General features: G+C 54.3%; 21 protein-coding genes. 3 read left to right on the top strand and 18 right to left on the bottom strand.

What is annotated here, in order from left to right; translation table 11 throughout:
- Positions 1-147: 147 nt before the first annotated feature.
- The 4 genes from ACOOGA_RS16120 to ACOOGA_RS16105 all read right to left on the bottom strand — a co-directional run bounded on the left by ACOOGA_RS16120 (position 148) and on the right by ACOOGA_RS16105 (position 3,454).
- Complete coding sequence (locus tag ACOOGA_RS16120; RefSeq protein WP_417461292.1) at positions 148-669, bottom strand: CC0125/CC1285 family lipoprotein; 522 nt, start codon at positions 667-669, stop codon at positions 148-150.
- Between the two features lie 119 nt (positions 670-788).
- A complete protein-coding gene (locus ACOOGA_RS16115) occupies positions 789-1,502 on the bottom strand; it encodes a response regulator (RefSeq protein WP_417461293.1) in 714 nt (237 codons plus the stop codon).
- Between the two features lie 88 nt (positions 1,503-1,590).
- A complete protein-coding gene (locus ACOOGA_RS16110; RefSeq protein WP_417461294.1) occupies positions 1,591-2,370 on the bottom strand; it encodes a gamma-glutamyl-gamma-aminobutyrate hydrolase family protein in 780 nt (259 codons plus the stop codon).
- Positions 2,363-3,454 carry an amidoligase family protein gene (locus ACOOGA_RS16105; protein WP_420428996.1) on the bottom strand — a complete coding sequence of 364 codons (1,092 nt, stop codon included), beginning with the start codon at positions 3,452-3,454 and terminating at the stop codon, positions 2,363-2,365. Before ACOOGA_RS16105 ends, ACOOGA_RS16110 begins: the two co-directional genes overlap by 8 nt.
- A 230-nt stretch (positions 3,455-3,684) precedes the next feature.
- Here ACOOGA_RS16105 and ACOOGA_RS16100 point away from each other — a divergent pair, with 230 nt between their 5' ends.
- Both ACOOGA_RS16100 and ACOOGA_RS16095 read left to right on the top strand, forming a co-directional pair.
- A complete protein-coding gene (locus tag ACOOGA_RS16100; RefSeq protein WP_417461296.1) occupies positions 3,685-4,395 on the top strand; it encodes a TVP38/TMEM64 family protein in 711 nt (236 codons plus the stop codon).
- A 131-nt stretch (positions 4,396-4,526) separates the two neighbouring features.
- The gene (locus ACOOGA_RS16095; protein WP_417461297.1) at positions 4,527-5,234 is read left to right on the top strand and encodes a DUF502 domain-containing protein; all 708 of its coding nucleotides are present in this window, start codon (positions 4,527-4,529) and stop codon (positions 5,232-5,234) included.
- A 68-nt stretch (positions 5,235-5,302) separates the two neighbouring features.
- On the opposite strand, the gene ACOOGA_RS16090 is transcribed toward ACOOGA_RS16095, so the two are convergent.
- The 9 genes from ACOOGA_RS16090 to ACOOGA_RS16050 form a co-directional block, all read right to left on the bottom strand.
- A complete protein-coding gene (locus tag ACOOGA_RS16090; RefSeq protein WP_417461298.1) occupies positions 5,303-6,193 on the bottom strand; it encodes a hypothetical protein in 891 nt (296 codons plus the stop codon).
- Between the two features lie 48 nt (positions 6,194-6,241).
- Entirely contained in the window at positions 6,242-6,373 is a 132-nt protein-coding gene (locus tag ACOOGA_RS16085; protein WP_417461299.1) for an entericidin A/B family lipoprotein, read from the bottom strand.
- Positions 6,374-6,835: 462 nt separating this feature from the next.
- The gene (locus tag ACOOGA_RS16080; protein WP_417461300.1) at positions 6,836-7,288 is read right to left on the bottom strand and encodes a hypothetical protein; all 453 of its coding nucleotides are present in this window, start codon (positions 7,286-7,288) and stop codon (positions 6,836-6,838) included.
- Positions 7,289-7,297: 9 nt separating this feature from the next.
- On the bottom strand, positions 7,298-7,603 hold the full coding sequence (locus ACOOGA_RS16075) for a hypothetical protein (protein WP_417461301.1): 306 nt from the start codon (positions 7,601-7,603) through the stop codon (positions 7,298-7,300).
- Between the two features lie 139 nt (positions 7,604-7,742).
- Complete coding sequence (locus tag ACOOGA_RS16070) at positions 7,743-8,120, bottom strand: response regulator (RefSeq protein ID WP_417461302.1); 378 nt, start codon at positions 8,118-8,120, stop codon at positions 7,743-7,745.
- Positions 8,117-10,135 carry an ATP-binding protein gene (locus ACOOGA_RS16065; RefSeq protein WP_417461303.1) on the bottom strand — a complete coding sequence of 673 codons (2,019 nt, stop codon included), beginning with the start codon at positions 10,133-10,135 and terminating at the stop codon, positions 8,117-8,119. The genes ACOOGA_RS16070 and ACOOGA_RS16065 overlap by 4 nt, the downstream gene beginning before the upstream one ends.
- A gap of 167 nt (positions 10,136-10,302) precedes the next feature.
- On the bottom strand, positions 10,303-10,464 hold the full coding sequence (locus ACOOGA_RS16060) for a hypothetical protein (protein WP_417461304.1): 162 nt from the start codon (positions 10,462-10,464) through the stop codon (positions 10,303-10,305).
- A gap of 51 nt (positions 10,465-10,515) precedes the next feature.
- The gene (locus ACOOGA_RS16055; protein WP_417461305.1) at positions 10,516-11,409 is read right to left on the bottom strand and encodes a Dps family protein; all 894 of its coding nucleotides are present in this window, start codon (positions 11,407-11,409) and stop codon (positions 10,516-10,518) included.
- A 111-nt stretch (positions 11,410-11,520) separates the two neighbouring features.
- A complete protein-coding gene (locus tag ACOOGA_RS16050) occupies positions 11,521-12,528 on the bottom strand; it encodes a helix-turn-helix domain-containing protein (RefSeq protein ID WP_417461306.1) in 1,008 nt (335 codons plus the stop codon).
- Between the two features lie 288 nt (positions 12,529-12,816).
- Here ACOOGA_RS16050 and ACOOGA_RS16045 point away from each other — a divergent pair, with 288 nt between their 5' ends.
- Positions 12,817-13,143, top strand: a complete 327-nt coding sequence (locus ACOOGA_RS16045; protein ID WP_417461307.1) for an antibiotic biosynthesis monooxygenase — start codon at positions 12,817-12,819, stop codon at positions 13,141-13,143.
- A 131-nt stretch (positions 13,144-13,274) separates the two neighbouring features.
- Here ACOOGA_RS16045 and dgcA read toward each other — a convergent pair whose 3' ends face one another.
- From dgcA to ACOOGA_RS16020, 5 genes are all read right to left on the bottom strand, one after another.
- Positions 13,275-14,258 carry an N-acetyl-D-Glu racemase DgcA gene (gene dgcA / locus ACOOGA_RS16040; protein WP_417461308.1) on the bottom strand — a complete coding sequence of 328 codons (984 nt, stop codon included), beginning with the start codon at positions 14,256-14,258 and terminating at the stop codon, positions 13,275-13,277.
- A complete protein-coding gene (dgcN, locus tag ACOOGA_RS16035; protein ID WP_417461309.1) occupies positions 14,255-15,265 on the bottom strand; it encodes an N-acetyltransferase DgcN in 1,011 nt (336 codons plus the stop codon). The genes dgcA and dgcN overlap by 4 nt, the downstream gene beginning before the upstream one ends.
- A gap of 113 nt (positions 15,266-15,378) precedes the next feature.
- Complete coding sequence (locus ACOOGA_RS16030) at positions 15,379-16,272, bottom strand: LysR family transcriptional regulator (protein ID WP_417461310.1); 894 nt, start codon at positions 16,270-16,272, stop codon at positions 15,379-15,381.
- Positions 16,273-16,365: 93 nt separating this feature from the next.
- Positions 16,366-17,877, bottom strand: a complete 1,512-nt coding sequence (locus tag ACOOGA_RS16025) for a tryptophan halogenase family protein (RefSeq protein WP_417461311.1) — start codon at positions 17,875-17,877, stop codon at positions 16,366-16,368.
- A 92-nt stretch (positions 17,878-17,969) separates the two neighbouring features.
- On the bottom strand, positions 17,970-20,723 hold the full coding sequence (locus tag ACOOGA_RS16020) for a TonB-dependent receptor (protein ID WP_417461312.1): 2,754 nt from the start codon (positions 20,721-20,723) through the stop codon (positions 17,970-17,972).
- Between the last annotated feature and the right edge of the window lie 46 nt (positions 20,724-20,769).

Genomic DNA, 20,769 nt, shown 5'->3' with positions numbered 1-20,769 from the left:
GGCAAATTATATAATCTTACACTAAACCAAAGTTGTGTTCACAAAACGCGCTCTCAAACGTCTGCATGGCAAAAATGTATAAACAAAACCGCCAGGGCGTTGTTGGGGCGCCCTGGCGGTTATCAACTCTTAAATATTCAGAAGATGTTAAACCCGGTCGCGCAGGGTCTTTACAAGGCCATGCGCCTCATAAAATGCACCACCATCAGGTTTTTGGCCCGCACCCATGACAATCTCTATCAGGGTGACCGTAGTTTCACGGTTTGCATGACGGGTTTCAGCCACACCGGGCTCAATATAGGTTGGACGGGTAACGGTACGACAGCTCAACACCCCACACTCGCGGTAGGTCGTTGCATGCACCCGCATAGACGCAACCGCATGGGAATGGTTTTCGCTACGGTCAATATCCGTGTCGCGGTCAACAACCTCAAACCAGTCATAGCCCTTTTCAAGCGTCAGCTCTGCTGCACGCAACAAGGCATAATCTTTCGCCAAACCAGCTTCGTCACCCTTGGTTTTATAGGCAACACGGTAGCGGTTCTTATCAATCACGCTTTCATAATAGCCAAAATCGCCGGGGTCGTTCGCCGCCACATAACGTGGGCCAGTCGACGCACATGCAGCTGCCATCAAGGCAATCGGCAGGGTGAGCAGCATTTTTTTCATCGTAACCTCCTCTTGGGTCGGTTTCTCAATGCTGCAACTATGGGGCGCGGCGTGTGAATTCTCGATAGGAGGCTGTACCGGATAATATAAAGCCGGGATAAATTCCCGGCTTTATAGCGCTAAGCGTCCACCTGATCCTTTTCCACCGTCTCCATTCGGTATCCTATACCGGATTCAGTGATAATATAGTCCGGGCTTGCCGGGTTAGGCTCCACCTTCTCCCGCACCTGGCTGACATACACCCGAAGATATTGCATATCGTCACCGTGGGCCGGGCCCCAAACCTCATGCAGTATCTGCCTGTGGGTGAGCATTTTGCCCCGGTGCACAAGAAAATAGCGCAAAAGGTCATATTCCTTGGGTGTGAAATCCACACGCGCACCATCCACCTTCACTTCGTGGCGCACCAGATCCATGCTGATACGGCCGTTTTCAAGGGTAGGCTCCCCCGCCTCCTGCGTCGCAGCTTTACGGAGGTTTGCGGTAATCCGGGCCAGCAACACATCCGGGTTAAACGGCTTGGTAACATAATCATCCGCGCCCAGCGTAAACGCCTCAATCATCTCTTTGTCTGCGTCTCGTACGGAACAAACGATGATCGGCACCTGCGACCATTCCCGCACCTGTGCAATCACTTCCTTGCCGTCCATATCAGGCAAACCCAGGTCCAGAAGGATCAGATCGGGCTTCAGGGATGCCGTCAGACGGATCGCCTCTGCGCCCTTCTCAGCTGCTTCCGCCTTAAGGCCGTTGGCTTCCAGCGATATTTTCAGCAACTTACGGATCTGTGGTTCATCATCCACAACCAGAATGGTGCTTTTCTTCTGTTTCATGACCGTTTAACCCCTCGTTTTGGCATTTCGCCAATCCCTGACAATATTCACTATGCGGTAAAATACAGCTGGTGGTAAAGCTCAATACTTAGTTGAAATATGCCAATTCCTCATCCTTTGGTCCAAAATGCCCTGCCTTCGTGCCAGACAAAGCATGACGCGGCGAGCTGGCAGCGATCAGCGCTTTAAAAATGCGGCGTTGCGGCTTGGAATAAAGCATAAACTCAGGGTGCCACTGCACCCCCATCATGAAGGTGTCGTGAGCACGACTTTCAATACCCTGTATGATGCCAAGCTCATCTTGTGCCGCCACGCGCAAGCCGCGCCCCAACCGGTTGATCGCCTGGTGGTGCAAGCTGTTAACCCAGAAAGCGCCGTGCCGCCCCAGCACACCTGCAAGCTTGCTATCTTCTTCAACTTCGGCCTGACGGCGCACAAAAATCTTCCCCAGCGTGCTTTTGGTTGGCAGGAAACCGTCGAATACCGACGGCACATCCTGATAAAGGCTACCACCGCGCACCACGTTCAAAAGCTGTGCACCCCGGCAAATGCCCAGCACAGGCACGTCTGCCGCAAACGCCATCTCAAGACATTCCGTCTCAAGCGCGTCGCGCTCAGGTTCAGGGATCGCGCTGGCTATGTTCTTTTCGCCATAAAGGCGCGGGTTCACGTCCACGCCGCCTGTTACCACCAACCCACTGATTTCGCGGACCATATCGATGTTATGGATGGGGCTGATACGCACCGGGCGACCGCCCGCCAGCCAAACACCGAAGGTTACAGCCGTGTAAGCCACGGCATTTGCTTTGCACCCCGTGGTAACACCAATCAACGGCCTGTTTCGTGGCGAATGTGTGCGGTTAGCCATATGCCTCTCCCAGATTACCCAGTCGGTCGCGCAGAACCCGCTGCCACGCCAGACCGCCACCTGCCATTTGTGACAGCCAGTCGGTTGGGCGGTCACGCCAGGCTTTCGTCAGCCGAGCAAGCTTGTCCTTATCGCGCGCGAGATCCTCGAGCACACACCAGCGGTGCCATTCCTGAGTGAGCGTCCAGTCACTGCGGGACAGCTCACAATTTGGCAGGCGGTAATGATAGGTGGGCCGCGCGTTGATTTTCTCTTCTTCGCCATAAAGCGACCGCACGAGATCTTCATCCAGATGAGTAAAAACAGGCAACATATCCAGCGCCCGGTTCCGGCTTGGGTTATGAGTGTGATAGTCGCGGATCAGCGCCTCAAGGTCTGGCGCATAATCATCCGCGAGGATCAACTCCGCGTATTCATCTGAATAGGGTTCGATAAACGGCGCTATGCGGCGTGAAAAATCAACGTCGTGCGCTTCCTTGAGCAGCGGGAATAGAAGCGTGAAAGCCTGCATATGAGCAAGCAAGCTGGATGCTTTGAGCGACACGGCATCCGGGTTGATATGTACCCCAAAAGCATGATGAAAGGATGATCTGGTGCCCTTGGCATTCTCATGAAACAACGCACGCCGCAAATCTTCAAGCGCATCAATATCCTTTATAGACACCGGCGGCGCGATGATTTCGAAGGGTGCCACTTTCTCGCTGATCGCGGTGACAATATCATCCGCAGCATCTAGCGTTTTACGGTACAGGTCGTCTATGCCGCCTTCAAGCGACGCAGCCCTCTCAGCGGTCTCAGACACAAACCTTTTCACGGGCTCGGCGTCAATCTCCAGCCGGAAGGCGCCAAAACGCGTGTCTTCGACGCTCCATTCGGCTTTGGAGTGTTGTTTCACACTGCCGCCATAGAGAGATTGAATGATGTCAGCGGCCCTCTTGAGCGGCACACCAGCATACTCAATCTCAAACCCGACGAGACGCTCGGCGCCCTTGTCTGTTTTATAGCCAACGTCAAGCGCGGCCGCAGGCGTCTTGTCCCCGGATGTATTGTCTCGCGTTGGCACGTTATTTCCTTTCAACAACATGCTTTCAGCATAGGCAAACACTGCTAAATTTGAGATTGGCGCCTATAGGGGCCCTTATAAAAATCTCATAAAAACGCTATAAATTTCAATAACATCCGCAACGCAGGGTTTCACAAAATGCAGCCCAGTCCGTTTATGAGATATTGATGTGTAGGCCACTTCGCCCAATTTTCCGCTGAGGGCGCACATGGAATACTGGTCACCAACACATGCAAACATGCGAGGAGACCATGGAAAATTTCAGATTGAAAGCCACGATCACGCTCACTCTTGCTGCCGTGGCCGCCCTCCTGCTGGCCTTCAGTGGGGATTATCTCTCGCTCGACTTTATCCAGCAAAACATTGAGATGCTTCGTCAGGAGTATACCGGCGCCCCGGTCATGTTTGCGCTTGGTTTTATTGGCTTTTACCTTGTTTTTGTGGCGCTTTACCTGCCTGGCCCGTTCATCTTGAACCTGCTTGCGGGTGCCATATTCGGGCCCCTTGTCGGCACTGCGCTGGCGTCTCTGTCGGCTGCACTTGGCTCCGTCGCAGCCTTTGCGGTTTCGCGCTACATTCTATACGACGCCGTACGGGGCCGTTTCCCGAGGCAGGTAATCTCCATGGACAAAACCATTTCAGAGAAGGGAAGCTTCTACGTGTTGCTGCTGCGGCTCATGCCCGGCCTGCCCGTGGGGCTCACCAACCTTCTTATGGGGGTGACCAGCATATCGGCCATGACCTTCTTTACCGCTACACTGATTGGTGTTGTGCCGTGGATCGGCTTTTATGTGGTCGCGGGCGGAGAGCTTGCAAGCATCCGCACGCCTGGCGACATTGTCAGCCTTGAGATGTGCCTGATCGCACTTGCGCTCATTGTTCTGCTTACCCTTGGCCACTGGCTCAGTAAACGGCTTTCAGACCCCCGCACCCCCATCAGGCGCCCGGGACATTTTGTCTAGGCCTGATAGATAAACCAACAAAACACTTTCATGCACCTGCGCGCTTCGCCATACTCGGCGCCCGGGGCATGGGGTGCCCTTCAGGCTTATATACACCCCACCCATTACGACCATAAATTCGGAGAGAGTTAATGCAACAAGGAGACAAACCCTCCTTCCTGATCGGTGCGCGACGCTATATCCTCGTGGGGCTTTTTACGCTTATCCCGATCTGGCTTACGCTGCTGCTCCTCAACATCATCTTGCAGTTCATACACGCTATGGCGTCACCCGCGATCAACCTCTTGACCGGTTGGGCTGACCCGGGCGGTTTGGCTTATGAGATTGTCAAACACCCGTGGTTCCAGACCTCGCTGGCGGTCATTATCATGCTCAGCATGTTATATGCGGCAGGTTGGTTGGCCTCTCGCTGGCTTGGGCAAAAATTCCTCAAGCTGCTGGATGACATGATCCAGCGTATCCCTGTTGCGCGCACGATCTATAAAACCATCAAGCGCCTCGCGGACGCCATGCAAACCAGCTCAGGCGATGTGGAGCGCGTGGTACTGATTGAGTTCCCCAATGCGGACATGAAAACCGTTGGGCTTGTCACTCGTACTTTCAAGGACAGCCGCACAGGCCGTGAACTTGCCGCCGTGTATGTGCCCACAACACCGAACCCGACCTCAGGCTATCTCGAGATCGTACCGGTTGAGAATGTCGTGCCGACAAACTGGAAGCTTGATGAAGCCATGTCTTTCATCATTTCAGGCGGGGCGGATGTACCTGACGTCTTCAATTACGACAAACCGCCAGCGGATGCCAAACCGCTGAAAGCTGATGACAAATTGACGGAATAATACAAAAAAGGAGCCCGAAGGCTCCTTTTCCAACTCTTTCGCAATTCTCGCTCGCTCCGGGGGGCTAGTTAGCCCACAGAGTTCCACCATTTCTCGAGCTTCGCGTCGATCTGGTCAGCGAGTGACGGGTCACGTCGCGAGATCAGGGCCTGCAGTTCGTCCATATCCAGACGGATCTTCTCGATCCCCGGTGCGTTACGACCGGCTGCGTCTACGTCTTTCTCCTGAAGGTCGATGAAGGCAGTTTCTGCTACTTCAAGGGCTTCGCGCGCACCCTCATATTCAGCAGCCTTCAACATGAAGCGGGTGAGCGACAAGTGATCACGGGCGATAATTTCAGCGCTTTGGCTGCCATCAAACTCATGGATCATTGTGGTTTGTGCGTCATGAATTTGCGCCTGTGCGCCACCAAGGTCATCGTCGGTGATCTCTTCCCGTGCCTCATTGAGGTCGTGGATCAGTTTGGCTTCATCAATTTTCAGCCGCACATATTTCACCTTGGCATCTTCAATGTCACCGCGCTCGATCCCTTTGATCTTCAGCGCGTCTGAAAAATCTTCGACGTCCAGGTCCTTATCGCCAACGGGGATATAAACCACCTTGGGCATCAACGCGTTACCGAACTTCAGTTCGACCACTTTGGTAACAGGCAGGTCGCGCACGCCTTCTGTGGTGGCGCCTTTGCTGTTCGCATCTTCAAGTTCGGCGAATGCCTCGTTGATATAGCGCTCAGCTTCTTCTTTCGCACCGCGCTCAAGGCTCATGTGTGCGTCAAACAACGTTTCAAAAATCTCGCGTTTGTCATTCTCGAACGCGGCAGCCTTCTTCGCTTCTACTTTCGATACAGTCAGCGGCTCCGTCATGGCATCCGTTGGTGGCTTGGCAGCAGCTGCATATGCAGGTGCCAGCGCCAGGGAGGCCGAAAGAGCCGTTGCAATCATCAAGCTTGTCGTTTTCATATCAAGTCTCCTCCATGTTATCGGTGAAGGTATCAGTGACCAAAAGCCTTAGTCTTTGGCCGCGTCAGCAACCGCGTCACCAGCGGACTCTACGTCCCGCCCAACGCCATGTATCGTGTTACAGGCGCTTACCGTGAAAAGCGCGGCGATCAGAAAAAGTGCAGTTGTGAACTTGGCCATTTTTGCCTCCAATTTCTTGTTGATGGTCTGATACTAGTCTGCCCCGCGTCAGGGTTCGATTGGCGGCACCAGGGCGCTTGGTAAAATAGTTATAAAGAGACCAGGGCCTGCCGCTTCATTCTTGCCACAGCCAGATGAGCACAAAAAAAAGCCCAGATAACATCCGGGCTTAGATGGATAGAAGTTAAGGAAGGAAGCGGCCCGAACCTGCTAGTCTGGGGGAGGTATGACCGTGCCCGGGCCACTTCCTTGGGGGGCACACATAGTAACCGCCCAACTCATATGTACGCTTCCGCCTGCAAGTTTTCGATTGGTCAGCACCTTGCCTTCATAAGGAAGGCATAAAAACCCGTCGCGCGGCATACGCACTTATAAAAAAGGTGCCCCGGGGAAGCGAGGAAACCCGAGGAAACGGCCCCGAGGCACCGCCGGCATACACGCATACGCGTGTTCCGGTAGGTATTATTGTTCATCTTCAGGCCGAGCATCTGCCGCCCGTTCATTTTTCTGCCTGGCTGTTGCCAGACCTTCCGCGAAGCCGTGCGCTACTTCCTGCGCGAGCACCGCCAGAATTGAGGCCATGTCTGTGGGGGCATTTGCCGCTTCTTCCACTGCACGCTCTCGTGCCTGGGCTTCAAGCTCGCGCGCCGTCATGCGGCGACATAACCACCAGACAAACACCGCGTTAAGCAACAAAACCAAGCCAGAGAGCAGAAGTACAATATGCTGGGGCACCCCGGCGCTCGTAAGCCATACATAAAGCGCCGCAACCACGAGCCCCGCGCCCACCGCTATGCTTAAACCGGCCGCAATGGCACCAAGTGCGCCATATTTGGCGTGGGTGATAGGCCGCTCAAGAGCAGGCCTCGAGTTCAAGGCCTGCTCGGCGATCAGCTTTAAAGCTGTATCCCACATCGCGGGTGCTTATTTCCGGCTCAGAAGAGCCGCAACAATCGCACCGCCTGCAAAGGCCGCAGCAGTTGAGGCAAACGGACGTTTCTGGATGGTCCTCTCCGCCTTATCGCGGGCAACCTTCGCCTGGTCCTGCTTATCGCTCAGATACTCGCGTGCTTTCACGCCAGCTTCACGCGCGCGCTCCTTGATTGCATCAATATCGAACTTCTCACCGATACCGTTAGGAGCATGACCGTTCGCACTGGCTGCAAGCATCTCTTTGATCTGTGCCAGATCTTTTTTGAGGGTCTTAATTTCCTGCTGAGCAGTAGCCATTGTCGTCTCCTATGTGTTTCAAATTATGCGCGGTGAACCAAGTTAGTGGCTCCGTCGCGCTGACACCCTAAGAGTGGCGATAATCGACTTAGGGAACAATGTGGCCCTAAGGAGAGTTTATAAAAATGCAATAAAGACCCTAGTGCAGGATATGCTCGATCGTCTCGATCAGGTCATCCATGATGAAGGGTTTGGTGAGGTAAGCGCTTGCGCCCTTATTGTAGGCTGCCTCGCGCGTTTCCCTGTCACTGCGCACGGTCAACACCACAACCTTGGGGTCTGTGCCGTCCGCATTGGAGACAATTTCAGGCAGGATATCAAGCCCGTCCCGGTCAGGAAGTCCAAGATCAAGGATCACAACTTCAGGGCTTTCGGTCTCGCATAGCGTCATGCCTTCCGCCGCTGTCGCTGCTTCAAGGAAGTCAACACCATGATCCATCATCGATATCTTGAGGAAGGTACGGATCGACGCCGTGTCGTCTATCACCAGTACTTTCGTATTCTCCAATACTGTCATTGCGCAGCCTCCGCCACCAAAGTCTGGCTGGCGGGGAAACTAAGCGTGAAGACGGCACCGCCGTCCTTATGGTTCCCTGCAGTCACGTCACCTCCCTGTGCTTGCATAACGGACTTTGCGATGGCCAGGCCAAGGCCTGTGCCCGCAACCTGGCTATCGCTTTTATTCAGCCGTTCATATTTATCAAAAACTTTCTGGAGCATATCATCCGGTATGCCTGCGCCTGTGTCCCGCACCCGATAGCAGAAGCCCGCACTGGTCTGTTTCAAGGTGATGGTAATCGGCGCACCATCCGGCGAATATTTCGCTGCGTTGTCGACAATGTTTTGCAGCACCTGGGTGGTCATCATCACGTCCATCTCAACGCGTATACCTTCCACCTGATTGTCGACCATCACCTCCCTGCCCTTCAGCCGTGACTTCAGTGCCTTGAGCACCGTGCCCACAGGCTCCATAGGGTCATGCGGGTTGCGGGCGAACTCTATCTCACCGCTTTCAATACGGGTCATGGACAGGATATTGGTGATAAAACTATCAAGCCGCTGGGCTTCATCAAGCGCGGTTTCAGTGAGGGTATCTTCCTGCTCGTCGGATATCCGCCCTGATGCGCGCAGGCTTCTCAGCACGCTAATGCTACCAATGATGGACGCCAGCGGTGTCTTCAGGTCGTGCGAAACGCTTGAGAGCAGCATGGAGCGCAGTTTCTCGCGTTCCTCCCGGAAACGGCTGTCCGACATGTCGTTCATCAGCTCCACCCGCTCAAGCGTGGCGGCCACATGGTCGGTCAGCGATGTCAAAAGCTGGCCAAAGGCGGCATCAAGCCGCGCCCGCATCGGTATTTTCACGCCAAACACACCGTATTTTTTGTTGCCCGTGCTCATCACTTCAAAACGCCAGCTGGACCCAATACCCAAAAGCGAGCCAAAGCCCGCGGTCTGCCCCTGCTCCCAGCATTTCTTGAGCGCAAGCTTGTCGCGCTCGTTCAGCTCTGCATCGCTTGGATAAGCAAAGAAGCGGGCGTCTTCCGCTCCTGCAACCGAGGTAACAACAAGGTCCGCCCCTGTCTCGGTGGTAGGCAGGAAGAAACCCACCTCCATGCCAAACAGCTTGTGCACTTCCCGGTCCAGTATCTCCAGCACCTGATGGGCGCTATCGGCACCCGATGTCATCTGGTGAATGTCATAAAGCGCACGGCTGCGTCGTTCTTTCATGCGGGCACTGTCAACGCTTGCGCGCACATGCCCCCCCATGACAGACACCACAATCGCCGCAGACAGAAAGATCGCCACATTGATAATGTCTGTAAGCGTGCCCATGTAGAATTGCTCAATGGGCACGGTATAATAATAGTTGATCACCAGAAAACTGAGCACCGATGAAACAAGGGCGGGCAGCAGACCATAGCGCAGCGATACCATCACGCATGCCAACAGAAAAATGAGGGCAATATTGTGGGTATTGATGCGGTGCATGATCATGGGCAGCATGGACCGCAGACCCTCCGCCGCCAGATAGGCAAGACCCACTGCGGCAAAGGGGGCTACAAAATGCTCCCACGTAAATGTCCCTGTGTGCAGGCGAGATAGCAGGCTCGGTTTCGACATCACGCCGTCCAGCGGCACGATAGTGACCTGCGCTTTACGTCCAAAGCGACGGGCTAGCTTGTCTGCGGTGCTCCGTGTCAGTGTGGCCGCGAGACCCGACCGGGTATGTTGGCCAATGAAGATATGCTCGATTTCCTCATCCGCTGCGAAACAGGCTTGAATATAGTCGAGGATAGCGTTGGTGCTTTTGCCGCCGTCCAGGTGCACGATGGTGGCACCGGCGGCCTCGGCCCGACGCAACAGGCGCATGATACGCTCCTGCCGCATGGTGTTGCCCACGTCTTCATCCGGGCGTTCCAGATAAAGAAGACGCCATTCAGCGCCAGACGCAGGCATTTTCCTGAGCGCTGCATCTAACAGCAGATGGCTACGTGGATGACCATCAATACAGACAAGTACGTCCAGTGACATGGCGACCTCGATTTTGTTACCCTCACCTAAGCCTAAGTTTTGCCAGATAAATATTCCATTAGGAACATAACCTTGGCCAAAATCCGGCACCTTCCAAGCACAAAAAAACGGGCCAGAGGCCCGTCTTTATTTCTTCTGCCAACCCTGTTGGCATAGGCGCTTTTGAGTTATTGCCCCGGCAACTCTTCCGCGCCATCCTCAAGTTCACGGCCTGCATCATTAGCCGCTTCTTCAATCTGATCACCAAGGTCCGGCTCACGATCTACTGCCACCAAGACAACAATGGCCGCAAGCACAACACCCAGCAGAATTTTCATATTTCTAGACATAACACTCTCCGTTTGTTTTTTAAACCTAAGCAGTGGGGTGGGAGCCAGAGCTTAAAGCGACGCACCCAGCATCCAGCCCGCTTCATCGTGGAAGCGCATGCGGCTGACCATCAGGTCGACGGTAACTTCATCGCCTGCTTCTTCTGCAACATTCAGCACCTTGCGGGCCTCTGCTGCACAAACAGCGTGCGCCGCCTTGAGGTTTTTAAGCATGTCCTCGGCGCTTTCAGGCAGCTTCTCGTCATCATCAACCGCCGACAGCGCACCGAATGACTTCAGTGTACCTGGCGTGAAATGACCAAGGGCACGAATACGTTCCGCAACGTCATCACCCGCTTCGTGCAGGTCCTGATAATGTTCTTCAAACAGCTTATGCAGGCTGTGAAAGCGTGGGCCGGTGACGTTCCAGTGATAAAAGAGCGACTTCACATAAAGTGAATATGTGGAAGCCAACATGCCACCAAGCGCCTCTGCCACTTTTGTCCGGCTGTCTGCTTTGATGCCGGTATCCATTGACTGGCCATCTTTGATCGGCGTTACGAGCTTCATGTCGTCGTCTCCTGTGGTTTCGGGTTTTGTGGCCTTGATCAACTGATCAATAGCCTCTGATACATCGCGAAGAGCAGTTGCATACTCGTGCTGCTTGGCATCCTGTTCCGCATCTGCGACAGGGCTCTCTTCCGCAATGTGGTTCTGTTCCTCAAGCGCATGCACGATCTGGTCGCGCAAATGCATAAGGTTTTTGGGGCCGTAAGCTTCAAGCGCTTCCAGCGCAGACGCAGAGCCAGAGTAAACTCGCTCTATCCAACGCGCGAGCTGGCGCGCGTCAGAGCCCAAGCCCTCCTCCTCAAGCGCGTCATGATGACGGTTGAGGGTTTGATGGAGGCTGACAGCAAAAGAATCAAAATCTGAACTCCTGCCATATGGTGTGTGTGTTGCTGTCATTTTTTATCTCCTAACTGGGAGCATGATCAGCAATTGCGCATGAGTTTTCGATAGGGAGGGCAAGGGCCTAGATAAAAATCACATAAAGACGGGATAGCTTGTTCGCACAGGTCAGGACGCCAATCTGGCCTGAAACGTGCGCCGGTATGCACCCGGGCTTGTGCCAACAAAACGCCGGAAGTGGTGCCGGAAGGTATCACCCGCCCCAAAGCCTGCGTCAAACGCGATACGGTCGATCGTCAGGTCGGTGAACTCCAGCATTTCTTTTGCAATACGCAGGCGTTCAAGAAGTACCCACTCGAGCGGGGTGTGCCCGGTGATCGCCTTGAAGCGGCGGAAGAAGGTACGAGTGCTCATATGGGCCTGCCGCGCCATATCAAGCACACTATGCTCTGCTGCCGGATTTTTGCGGATACCATCAAGAACCGCCCCAAGCGCGGGGGAGATATCAAGCGGCAGCCTATGCTCGATATACTGCGCCTGCCCACCGTCGCGCTGCGGCGGCGCCACCATCATGCGGGCGACCTTGTTACTGGCCTCCAAGCCGTGATCGCGCCTCAGAAGGTGCAGCAGCATATCAATGCCTGCAACCGACCCCGCTGAGGTGATCACATCTCCTTCATCAATATAAAGCACGCCCGGCTCAACAGCGGCACCCGGTGCGGCTTGCGCCAAGGCGTCTGCATATTTCCAGTGTGTTGTTACGCGCCTGCCGTCCAGCAAACCAGCCGCCGCCAACACAAAAGCGCCGGTACAGACAGCGGCGATGCGTGCACCGCCAGCATGTGCTGCCTGAAGTGTGTCGGTAATGTCACCCGGTACGTCGCCAAGGCGCCAACCGGGAACGACGATGCTATCGGCGGCTATCAATGCCTCCTGCCCGCCGGGGGCGTTCACCACCGCGCCGCCACTTGCGGTGACAGATGCCCCTTCAAGCGAACACACCTCAAGCTGATACCATGTGCCGCCCTGCCCGTCTGTTCGGCTGCCCAATACTTCCAGCACCAAAGCGAACTCAAAAAGACACAAACCCTGATAGGCCAATATGGCGATGCGGTGTGGCTCGCTGGCCGGGCGCGCTGCTTTGTGAGTTGTAGATGTCAGGGAAGGTTGAATCATAAATACCTCGTTGGCACTATATTCCCATATAATGGCATTTACGCCACTTTTCAATGCCACCACATTTGCTGATATTCCCATCATGAAATGCACAAAAACCATTTCGGTTAACAATAGTCACTTCACGTCAGCGGGGCTGCTGCGCGGCTCGAGGCGCCGAAAAAATATCTCGCGCTTTCTGGGTATCTCCACCGCCTGCGCCGTGATGATCATTCGCAAACGCGTGCTTCTATCGCGTTGCACTGGCTCTTTTCACCACCATCCTGCGGACAATTTAGAGGTTGAAGCATGATTGCAAGACTATGGACCGGCTACGTGCCCAATGAAAAAGCCGATGAATATCTGGGCTTGATGAAAGAGGTTGCGATCCCCGACTATAAGAGCATCAGCGCCAATCTGGGTGCTCTTTGTCTGCACCGCCAGCTAGGCCCGGCGACTATGGTGACCATGCTCACCTTCTGGCCGGATATTGATGCGATCAAACAGTTTGCAGGCGAGGCGTATGACACCGCAAAATATTATGACTTTGACCCCGACTTTCTTCTTAAGATGCCCGACAAGGCCGAGCATTTTGAGGTGATTGGAGACCTGGGTTTAGGCAATTCCATAACCTGAGATTATAGGTTATCAGGAAAGCCGTGAAATTACGCCACACCCGCGCCACACATACGCCGCATAAACGCGCACACTTTCCGGAAAAGTGTGGCATTGAACGCCACACTTACGCCACACCCGAAAACGGGCTGTTATCCCCAGAATTCTGCCGATGGTGGGCTGATTGCACCAAAGTCGATATTGAGACCACCGTCGCGGTCGCGCTCCATCCAGACCGGGCCATCCAGATCAAGGAACTCCGCACCTTCAGCCAGCAAAAGCGCTGGCGCCATCGAGAGCGACGTACCGATCATGCAACCGATCATGATCCTGAAACCCATTGATTCCGCTTGGTTTTTAAGGGCGATCGCCTCGGTCAGGCCACCGGTTTTATCCAGCTTGATATTGATGATATCGTAGCGGCCCTTCAGGCGCGGCAGGTCTGCCCGCGTATGACAACTTTCGTCAGCACACAGCGGCACGGCTGACACAAACCCTTGTAATTCTTCATCTTTTCCGGCTGGCAATGGCTGTTCGAGCATATCTACGCGTAGGTTAGCCAGATCCTCATGCACCTGCTTGAGGAGCTCGAAATCCCAGCTCTCGTTAGGGTCGACAATCATCCGGGGTGATGGAGCCTCTTCCCGGATTCTTCTAATTTTTTCAACAACTTGATCACGATCAACCTTGACCTTCAACAGCTTGCAATCCTTCAGAAGTGCGGCTTTCACGGCCATGCGATCTGCAGTATCGATCCCGATTGTCAGGGCCGTGTTCGGGTCGCGCGCGGCTTCGGCGCCAGACATATCAAATGCTGTCCTGCCTGCCAGTTTGGCCTCAAGGTCCCACAGCGCGCAATCCAGCGCATTTCGCGCAGCACCTGCGGGCAATAGCCCGAGCAAATCTGCCCGGCTGCAACCAAGCTCGATGTTTTTTTCTACACCTTTCAGGGCTGCGATCACGCTCTCCGCGTTCTCGCCATAATGGGCGTAAGGTACTGATTCACCACGGCCTTTACAGGCACCTTCACGAATTTCAGCAACTGTGACAGTCACTTCCGTTCTGACACCCCGTGAAATTTGAAAAGGTTCCTTAAGGGGCCAGGTTTCAGCGTGGAACTCTACACGTCTACTCATGGACAGGTAAAACCTTCTAGCACTGTTACAATTTCTTCCACACCCATGCGCAACGGGTCGACGCACGGTACACCAAAAGCGTTTGCTGTGTCTGCGCAAAGTTTTTGCGCGGCTTCAGATTCAAGCGCTGAGGTGTTCAGCGAGATGCCAACCAGCCTGGCTTTGGCGTTGGTGCGCCGCGCCATCTGGAGGTTCAATTCCAGCGTTTCCGCCATTGTGGGCAACTTATAGTGCGGCAGGCTGCGCATGTGAGGGCGATCAGGTTCATGGCATAGCACAAGCGCATCGGCTTGCGCACCATGCAGTAGGCCAAGGCTGACACCCGCGTATGACGGGTGAAAGAGCGAGCCCTGACCTTCAATCAAATCCCAGTGATTTGCATCATTATCCGGGGTCAGCTTCTCGACCGCACCTGAGATAAAATCGGAGATTACCGCATCAATCGGCAGCCCCTCTCCCGCAATCAGGATACCGGTCTGACCTGTCGCACGGAAATCAGCGTTCATGCCGCGCTCCCGCATCGCAGCTTCCAGCGCCAGCGTGGTATACATCTTGCCAACAGAACAGTCCGTGCCCACGGTCAGCAGTCGCAGGCCCGCGCGTTTTGTACCACTGCCAACGGGTAGCGGCTTGTCGGTAAAGCGCAGGTCAACAAGCGCCACGCCGTTTTGCGCTGCTGCATCCCTGATCCGTTCCACACTCGACAGCCTGCGGTGCAGGCCGCTGACGATATCAAGCCCAGCCTCAATCGCCTCAACAATCGCATCAACCCAATTGTCGGTAATAACCCCGCCCGCATTCGCGAGGCCCAGAACATAGGACCGGGCGCCTGCTTTCGCGGCTTCCTTAGGTGTCATAGCCGGAAGCCCAAGGCTGATGGTACAGCCCACAAGGCTATGCTCTGCCAGACACTGCGACGGTCGCCACTGCGCCACGCCACGCGCGGTTTTCACCGCTATCGGGTCTTGCGCTTCACCGAGGAATAGTAAATATGGGGTTTTTATCATGTAGAAGGCCTCTCATATCTCTTGGTTTTACAGAGATTTAGGCAGACCATACATTCCTTGGGTAGATGAGGATAATTCTGTCGTTTCACACATCCATAACCTGAAGTTATGAACTAGAGAGAGCCCATCTCTGAATAGACCTGCTTGAAGTATTTCAAAAAGTGGGCGCACACCCTCGATAGCGGCCTGACCTCATCAGATAGTGCAACAACATCATAGGCAATCGCGGGCTCAAGAGGCGTATATTCAAGCGCCTGATCACCGCCCGCCAGCGCTGTAAGGTGATCCACTAGCGCAATGCCGCATCCAAAACCTACAAGGCTTTTAGCGATATAATATGTTTGCACAGACACAACCGATTGAAGCTGCACCTGGCTGTTTTGGAGATGTGCGGCAAGCAACTGGGACAGCGGCCCGCTTGACCTGATCCCCACGACCTCCCGCTCGCTCAAATCCTGGAGCCGAATACGACCCGAGTTAACCTCTACATCCCCCGGTTTGTGGACACAGACAAACTCGCCCCGCCCCGCCGGATGCCGCGAAACCCCTGATAGCGCTGGCGGGTTGAACGCAATGGCGATGTCGCAGTTCTGCTCCCTGATGGAAGAGAGTATCTCACTGAAATGGGCAGTGCTGATGTCAAAGGTCACGTCAGGATTCTGTTGCCTGAAACCCGCAATCGCGCGCGGCAGCACTTCTAACCCCAAAGCCGGCATAACAGCAATTCGAACATGGCCTGAGCGGCCAAGCTTGAGGTTGTTGGCTCTGTTTTGCAAAGCCCCAACCTGATCATAGATGCCTTTAACATCATCAAACAGCGCGTGCGCCTCGGCCGTGGGTACCATTTTGCCCTTCACCCGGTCAAACAAGCGGTACCCCAGTGTATCCTCTGCGTTACGCAATACCTTGCTAACCGAAGGCTGCGATACATTCAGATACTCTGCCGCCATGGTGACCGAACCACAGCTATAAACGGCATGAAAAATCTCTATCTGACGAAGGCGCATGAAAGCTGGCTCAATTCTGCTTCAAAAAATGACGCGCCATTACGACACTGTCGGTGAAGATTTGTCAAACCTCTACCATCAAGCGCCAGAGATCTAAGCGGATGCACAAAATTTGGCGATGTAAGCCTCGTGTGCCGGTAAGCGCTTAACCGCCCCATTCATGATGGTGCGCAGGTTGGCCATGAAGTCTGTCAGCTCTTTGGAACTGATATCATCCGCCAGCGCACAATAGCCTTTCGGCACCGCATTTTGACCAAGAAGCACATGTAGCCAAGAACCTTCGGTAAACAGCTCATCATCTTCCCTGAAGAGGAAACCATCCTCCAGGTAAAGGTCAATTTTCCGGCGCAACCTCTCAGGCAATTCCATGGCAGCGCAGTATCGCCAGAAATCACTGTCTGTTCGTTGGTTGAGGCAATAATGCAAGACGATAAAGTCTGAGATATTGTCAAACTCCGCGACCGCCTGTCGGTTATATTCCTGCACCACAGTGTCTGTAATGCCGCGAGACGGGAACATTTTTGCCAGCCGCACGATGGCCGACTGGATCAGATGAATGCTCGTGCTCTCCAGCGGCTCAAGAAAGCCGCTAGACAAGCCAACGGCCAAGCAGTTTTTCTCCCAGAACACCTGTCTGCGACCTGTCTGGAACTTAATTGTTCGCGGCTCCGTTACAAGCTCACCATCCAGATTGCCTAGAAGGATTGATGCTGCTTCATCTTCGCTCATATAAGCGCTGGAGAAGACATGACCGTTGCCCGTACGGTGCTGGAGCGGAATACGCCACTGCCACCCGGCAGCATGGGCGATCGATTGCGTATAAGGCTGGGGCGGTGCCACGTTTTCGCTTTGCACCGCGATCGCGGTATCACACGGCAACAGGTGTCCAAGATCATAAAACTCAACCCCCAACTGCTCGCCCAACAACAGGCTTCTAAAGCCGGTGCAGTCGACAAAGAAATCACCTTCGATAACAGCACCACTTTCGAGAGTGAGGGATGTTAGGAATCCTGTTTCACTATCCTGCCCGACGCTCGCAATCTTGCCTTCAACGCGCGTTACGCCCCTGCTCTTCGCCAGCTTCCGCAAGTATCCCGCGTAAAGCCCCGCATCAAAATGATAGGCGTGCACAAGCCCGGCGAGCGGAGAGCCCTCGATCTTATCGGTCGGCGCGAACCTGCCCGCGTTCGCCGCCAAATCATTGAAGGAATAGTCCCAAAGCCCTTCTTTCATGCCCTCATGACGCGCTCTGAAGAAATAATGGTGAAACGGAGTCATGCCGAGGTTGTGCCCGGTCATGCCAAAAGCATGCATATACTTATCGCCAAACTTGCCCCAGTTCTGGAACTGGATACCAAGCTTGAAGGTACCTTTGGTGTGTTTCAGGAAATCATTCTCTTTTATCCCAACAGCCTTATTGAAGAGTTGGATAGGCGGGATTGTGGCTTCACCAACACCGACGGTGCCAATCTGCTCAGATTCCACCAGCGTTATTTCGAGGTTCCGGCCTAGCCTTGTGGCAAGGAAGGCTGCCGCCATCCAACCCGCGGTGCCCCCGCCTGCGATGATGACCTTGCTGATGCGCTCTCTAGATGCTTGCCCCATCTCAGTCCCTTAAGTGCTGCTCAATAAAAATCCCCGCCGATGACTATACCGGCGGGGATTGGGGGTTCAAGGTTTCACAAATACGAAGCGCCTTACATGCGGTACTTCAAACCAAACAGGTACGTCCGACCATAGCTTTGGAAGTCACGTACCTGACGTGGGTCACCGTTATAGTAAGACGTAAACGGCTCATTAGTCAGGTTATTGACCTGGAACAGGACGGAGAGACCATCAATGCCAACCTCACTCAGGTCGTAACCGATCTGTGCGTCGATAATCGTCTCCGGTTTCACGTCCACAAGCGCACGCTGCAGGCTGAGCGTTGATACCTCACCGAGGAAGCTTGACCGGTGACGCAGGCTCGCCCGAGCCTGGAAGCCGTATTTCTCGTAGTAGACAGTGCTATTGATCACTGTCTTCGACAAGCCAGGCATCTGGATCGGATCACTATCCGGCGTTTCCTTGATCGAGCTTTCGGTGAAGCTTGCAGAGAACAGGGCACCAAAACCGTCCAATGCTTCTGTCAGCATGCTGAAAGGCAGGCTTGCAGAAAATTCAACGCCGTAAAGCTTACCGCCATCAATATTGTCAGGCTGTTCGATCAAACCCGTTGTTGATACTGCGTCATCAATATTGGCCTGAGCCAGGATGTCAGAGAAGTCATACTCGGTGAATGTGGTGAACGGGAAGCTTTGCACCTTCTTGTAGAAGCCCGCAACCGACGCATAACCACCGTCGCCAAAGTAGGTTTCAAACGCCAGGTCGAACTGCCAGGTTTTGAAAGGCTTAAGCCGCGGGTTGCCGCCTTTACCACGAACGATCCGCGTGGTTTGGTCGTACCCGAGCTCAAAACCCGCATTCATCTGGTCCATACGGGCACGGGCAAGCACCTGCGCCACGCTAAAGCGGATTTTGTTATTGTCATCAAGGTTGTAGCTGAGGTTCATGCTTGGCAAGAAGTCCCAGTATTTGGCGCCGTCTGTTACGTCAATAAGCTGAACGGTATTCACGCCATCAACCACTACAACACGTACCGCCGCCCCCGTTGAGCTTTGGTCGGTATGCACGGCCTGCACACCCACGTTACCTGTCAGCTGACGTTCACCGATCATCGTGTCAATGTTGGCCTGTACGTAGCCATTGAAGACTTTCTCTTCAACAAGCCAACTGTTGGTGGAGCGAGACAGTTCGCTTTCCGACGCATCCGTCAGGACATAAGCACCAGATTCGAACAGTGCGCGCGCGTCATAAGACAACACATTGCCCATGCCGATGAACTCAAGCGATGTCGGATCAAGAAGATATTGCGACGGTACTGGCACGTCAGCCGGATAGTCCTTCAGCGTTAGGAAATATCCTTTGTCTTCAAGGCTCTTGGTGCGTTTGGCATAACGCACACCATACTCAATGGAGCTCAGGAAGTCGTTCTGCACCGTTTGTTCAGCGCTCAAGCGGATAGCATACAGCTCGTCATCCGCTTCAGGCGCGTTGATAAACCCGTCCTGCGCGTTATCCGCTGGATAAGCACCAGCGTTGACGAGGCCGCCGCCCCAGCTCAGCGGGCCGCCAAGCTGCATAAGCGATGGATCAGCGTAATTCAGGCCATGCGTAAAGATAGCAGCACCGTCTGGCGTGATGCTGAAGCCTATATCATCGGTTGCGCCAACACCTGAGCCACGGCCCGTACCGGCGTAGGTTTCCGTGTTGCGTTCAACCCGGTCAACTTTGGAGTAGCTGACATCAGCCTCAAGAAGCCAGCCATCGTTCATCTGGTATTCGGTGTTCCAGCCGAGCGCGATGGTTTCTGCCTCACGGTCAACAAAGTCATTTCTGACAACCGCTTCAACACCATTGAACTGACCTTCTGTGATCAGGCCGTCAGCTTCCGTCCAGCCGTCCTGTAATTGTGCACCAGACCATGAAAGTGGAATCTCAATGCCGCGCAGGGTCTGCTCATCATCAAACTTGGAGTAATAAGCATCAATTGTTGTGCGGAACGCACTGTCATGCGGTGCGTATTCAATCACACCCAGAAGCCCGTCGCGTGTCAGTTCATTAGACTTCACGTATGGTTTGGCGCCACCAATCACCAGGTTGCCGTCCGCATTGCCGTTATCGCTTGGGAAACCCCAAGCGTTCCAGCGTTCTTCCTGTGTTGGGGAGAGCATGCGGGCATACCCGAACGCAACACCAATCGTATCGTCCGCGAACTGGTCAACATAGGATACGCTGGCCCGGTAACCCCACGCCGAAGTGCCTGAGTTGAGCGCACCCAGATCAGCATATTCACCACGCACGTTCACCACGAGCGCCTGCTGACCATAGGCAAGCGGGCGAATGGTCTGCATATCAACGGTGCCGCCAACAGCCTGTGACGTCAGGCTGGCATCAGGGGTTTTGTAGATCACAACGCCATTGATCAGCTCAGATGGATACTGATCATATTCCACGGCGCGGTTATTGTTTGCAGAAACCTGTTCGCGCCCATTGAGTGTGGTTGTTGTGAAATCAGGCGCGAGACCACGGATCGAGATCACGTTCGCCCGGCCATCGAGCCGCTGAGCAGCAAGGCCCGGCAAACGCGCGATCGATTCTGCGATCGAAGCATCAGGCAATTTACCCAGATCTTCTGCAGAGATCGCTTCAACGATTGACGAGCTCTCACGCTTGCGTGCGATGGAACTCATGATACTGGCACGAATGCCGGTTACGGTGATTTCTTCAAGCTCAGCAACTTCTGAATCTTGATTGTCTGTATCCTGTGCAAACGCAGGCGCTGCTGCGAGTGCGATGGCTGATAGAGACGCAAATGATAAAAGTGTAGACCTAGTCCTTGAGGTGCGCATGCAACCTTCCCCTTCCGCTCTTAACGTTTCCTGGGTCACCTGGCTC

Source organism: Kordiimonas sp. (assembly GCF_965216265.1).
Lineage (GTDB): Bacteria > Pseudomonadota > Alphaproteobacteria > Sphingomonadales > Kordiimonadaceae > Kordiimonas.
The sequence above is the reverse complement of the archived record's forward strand: the minus strand, read 5'-3'. Positions and strand labels throughout refer to the sequence as shown.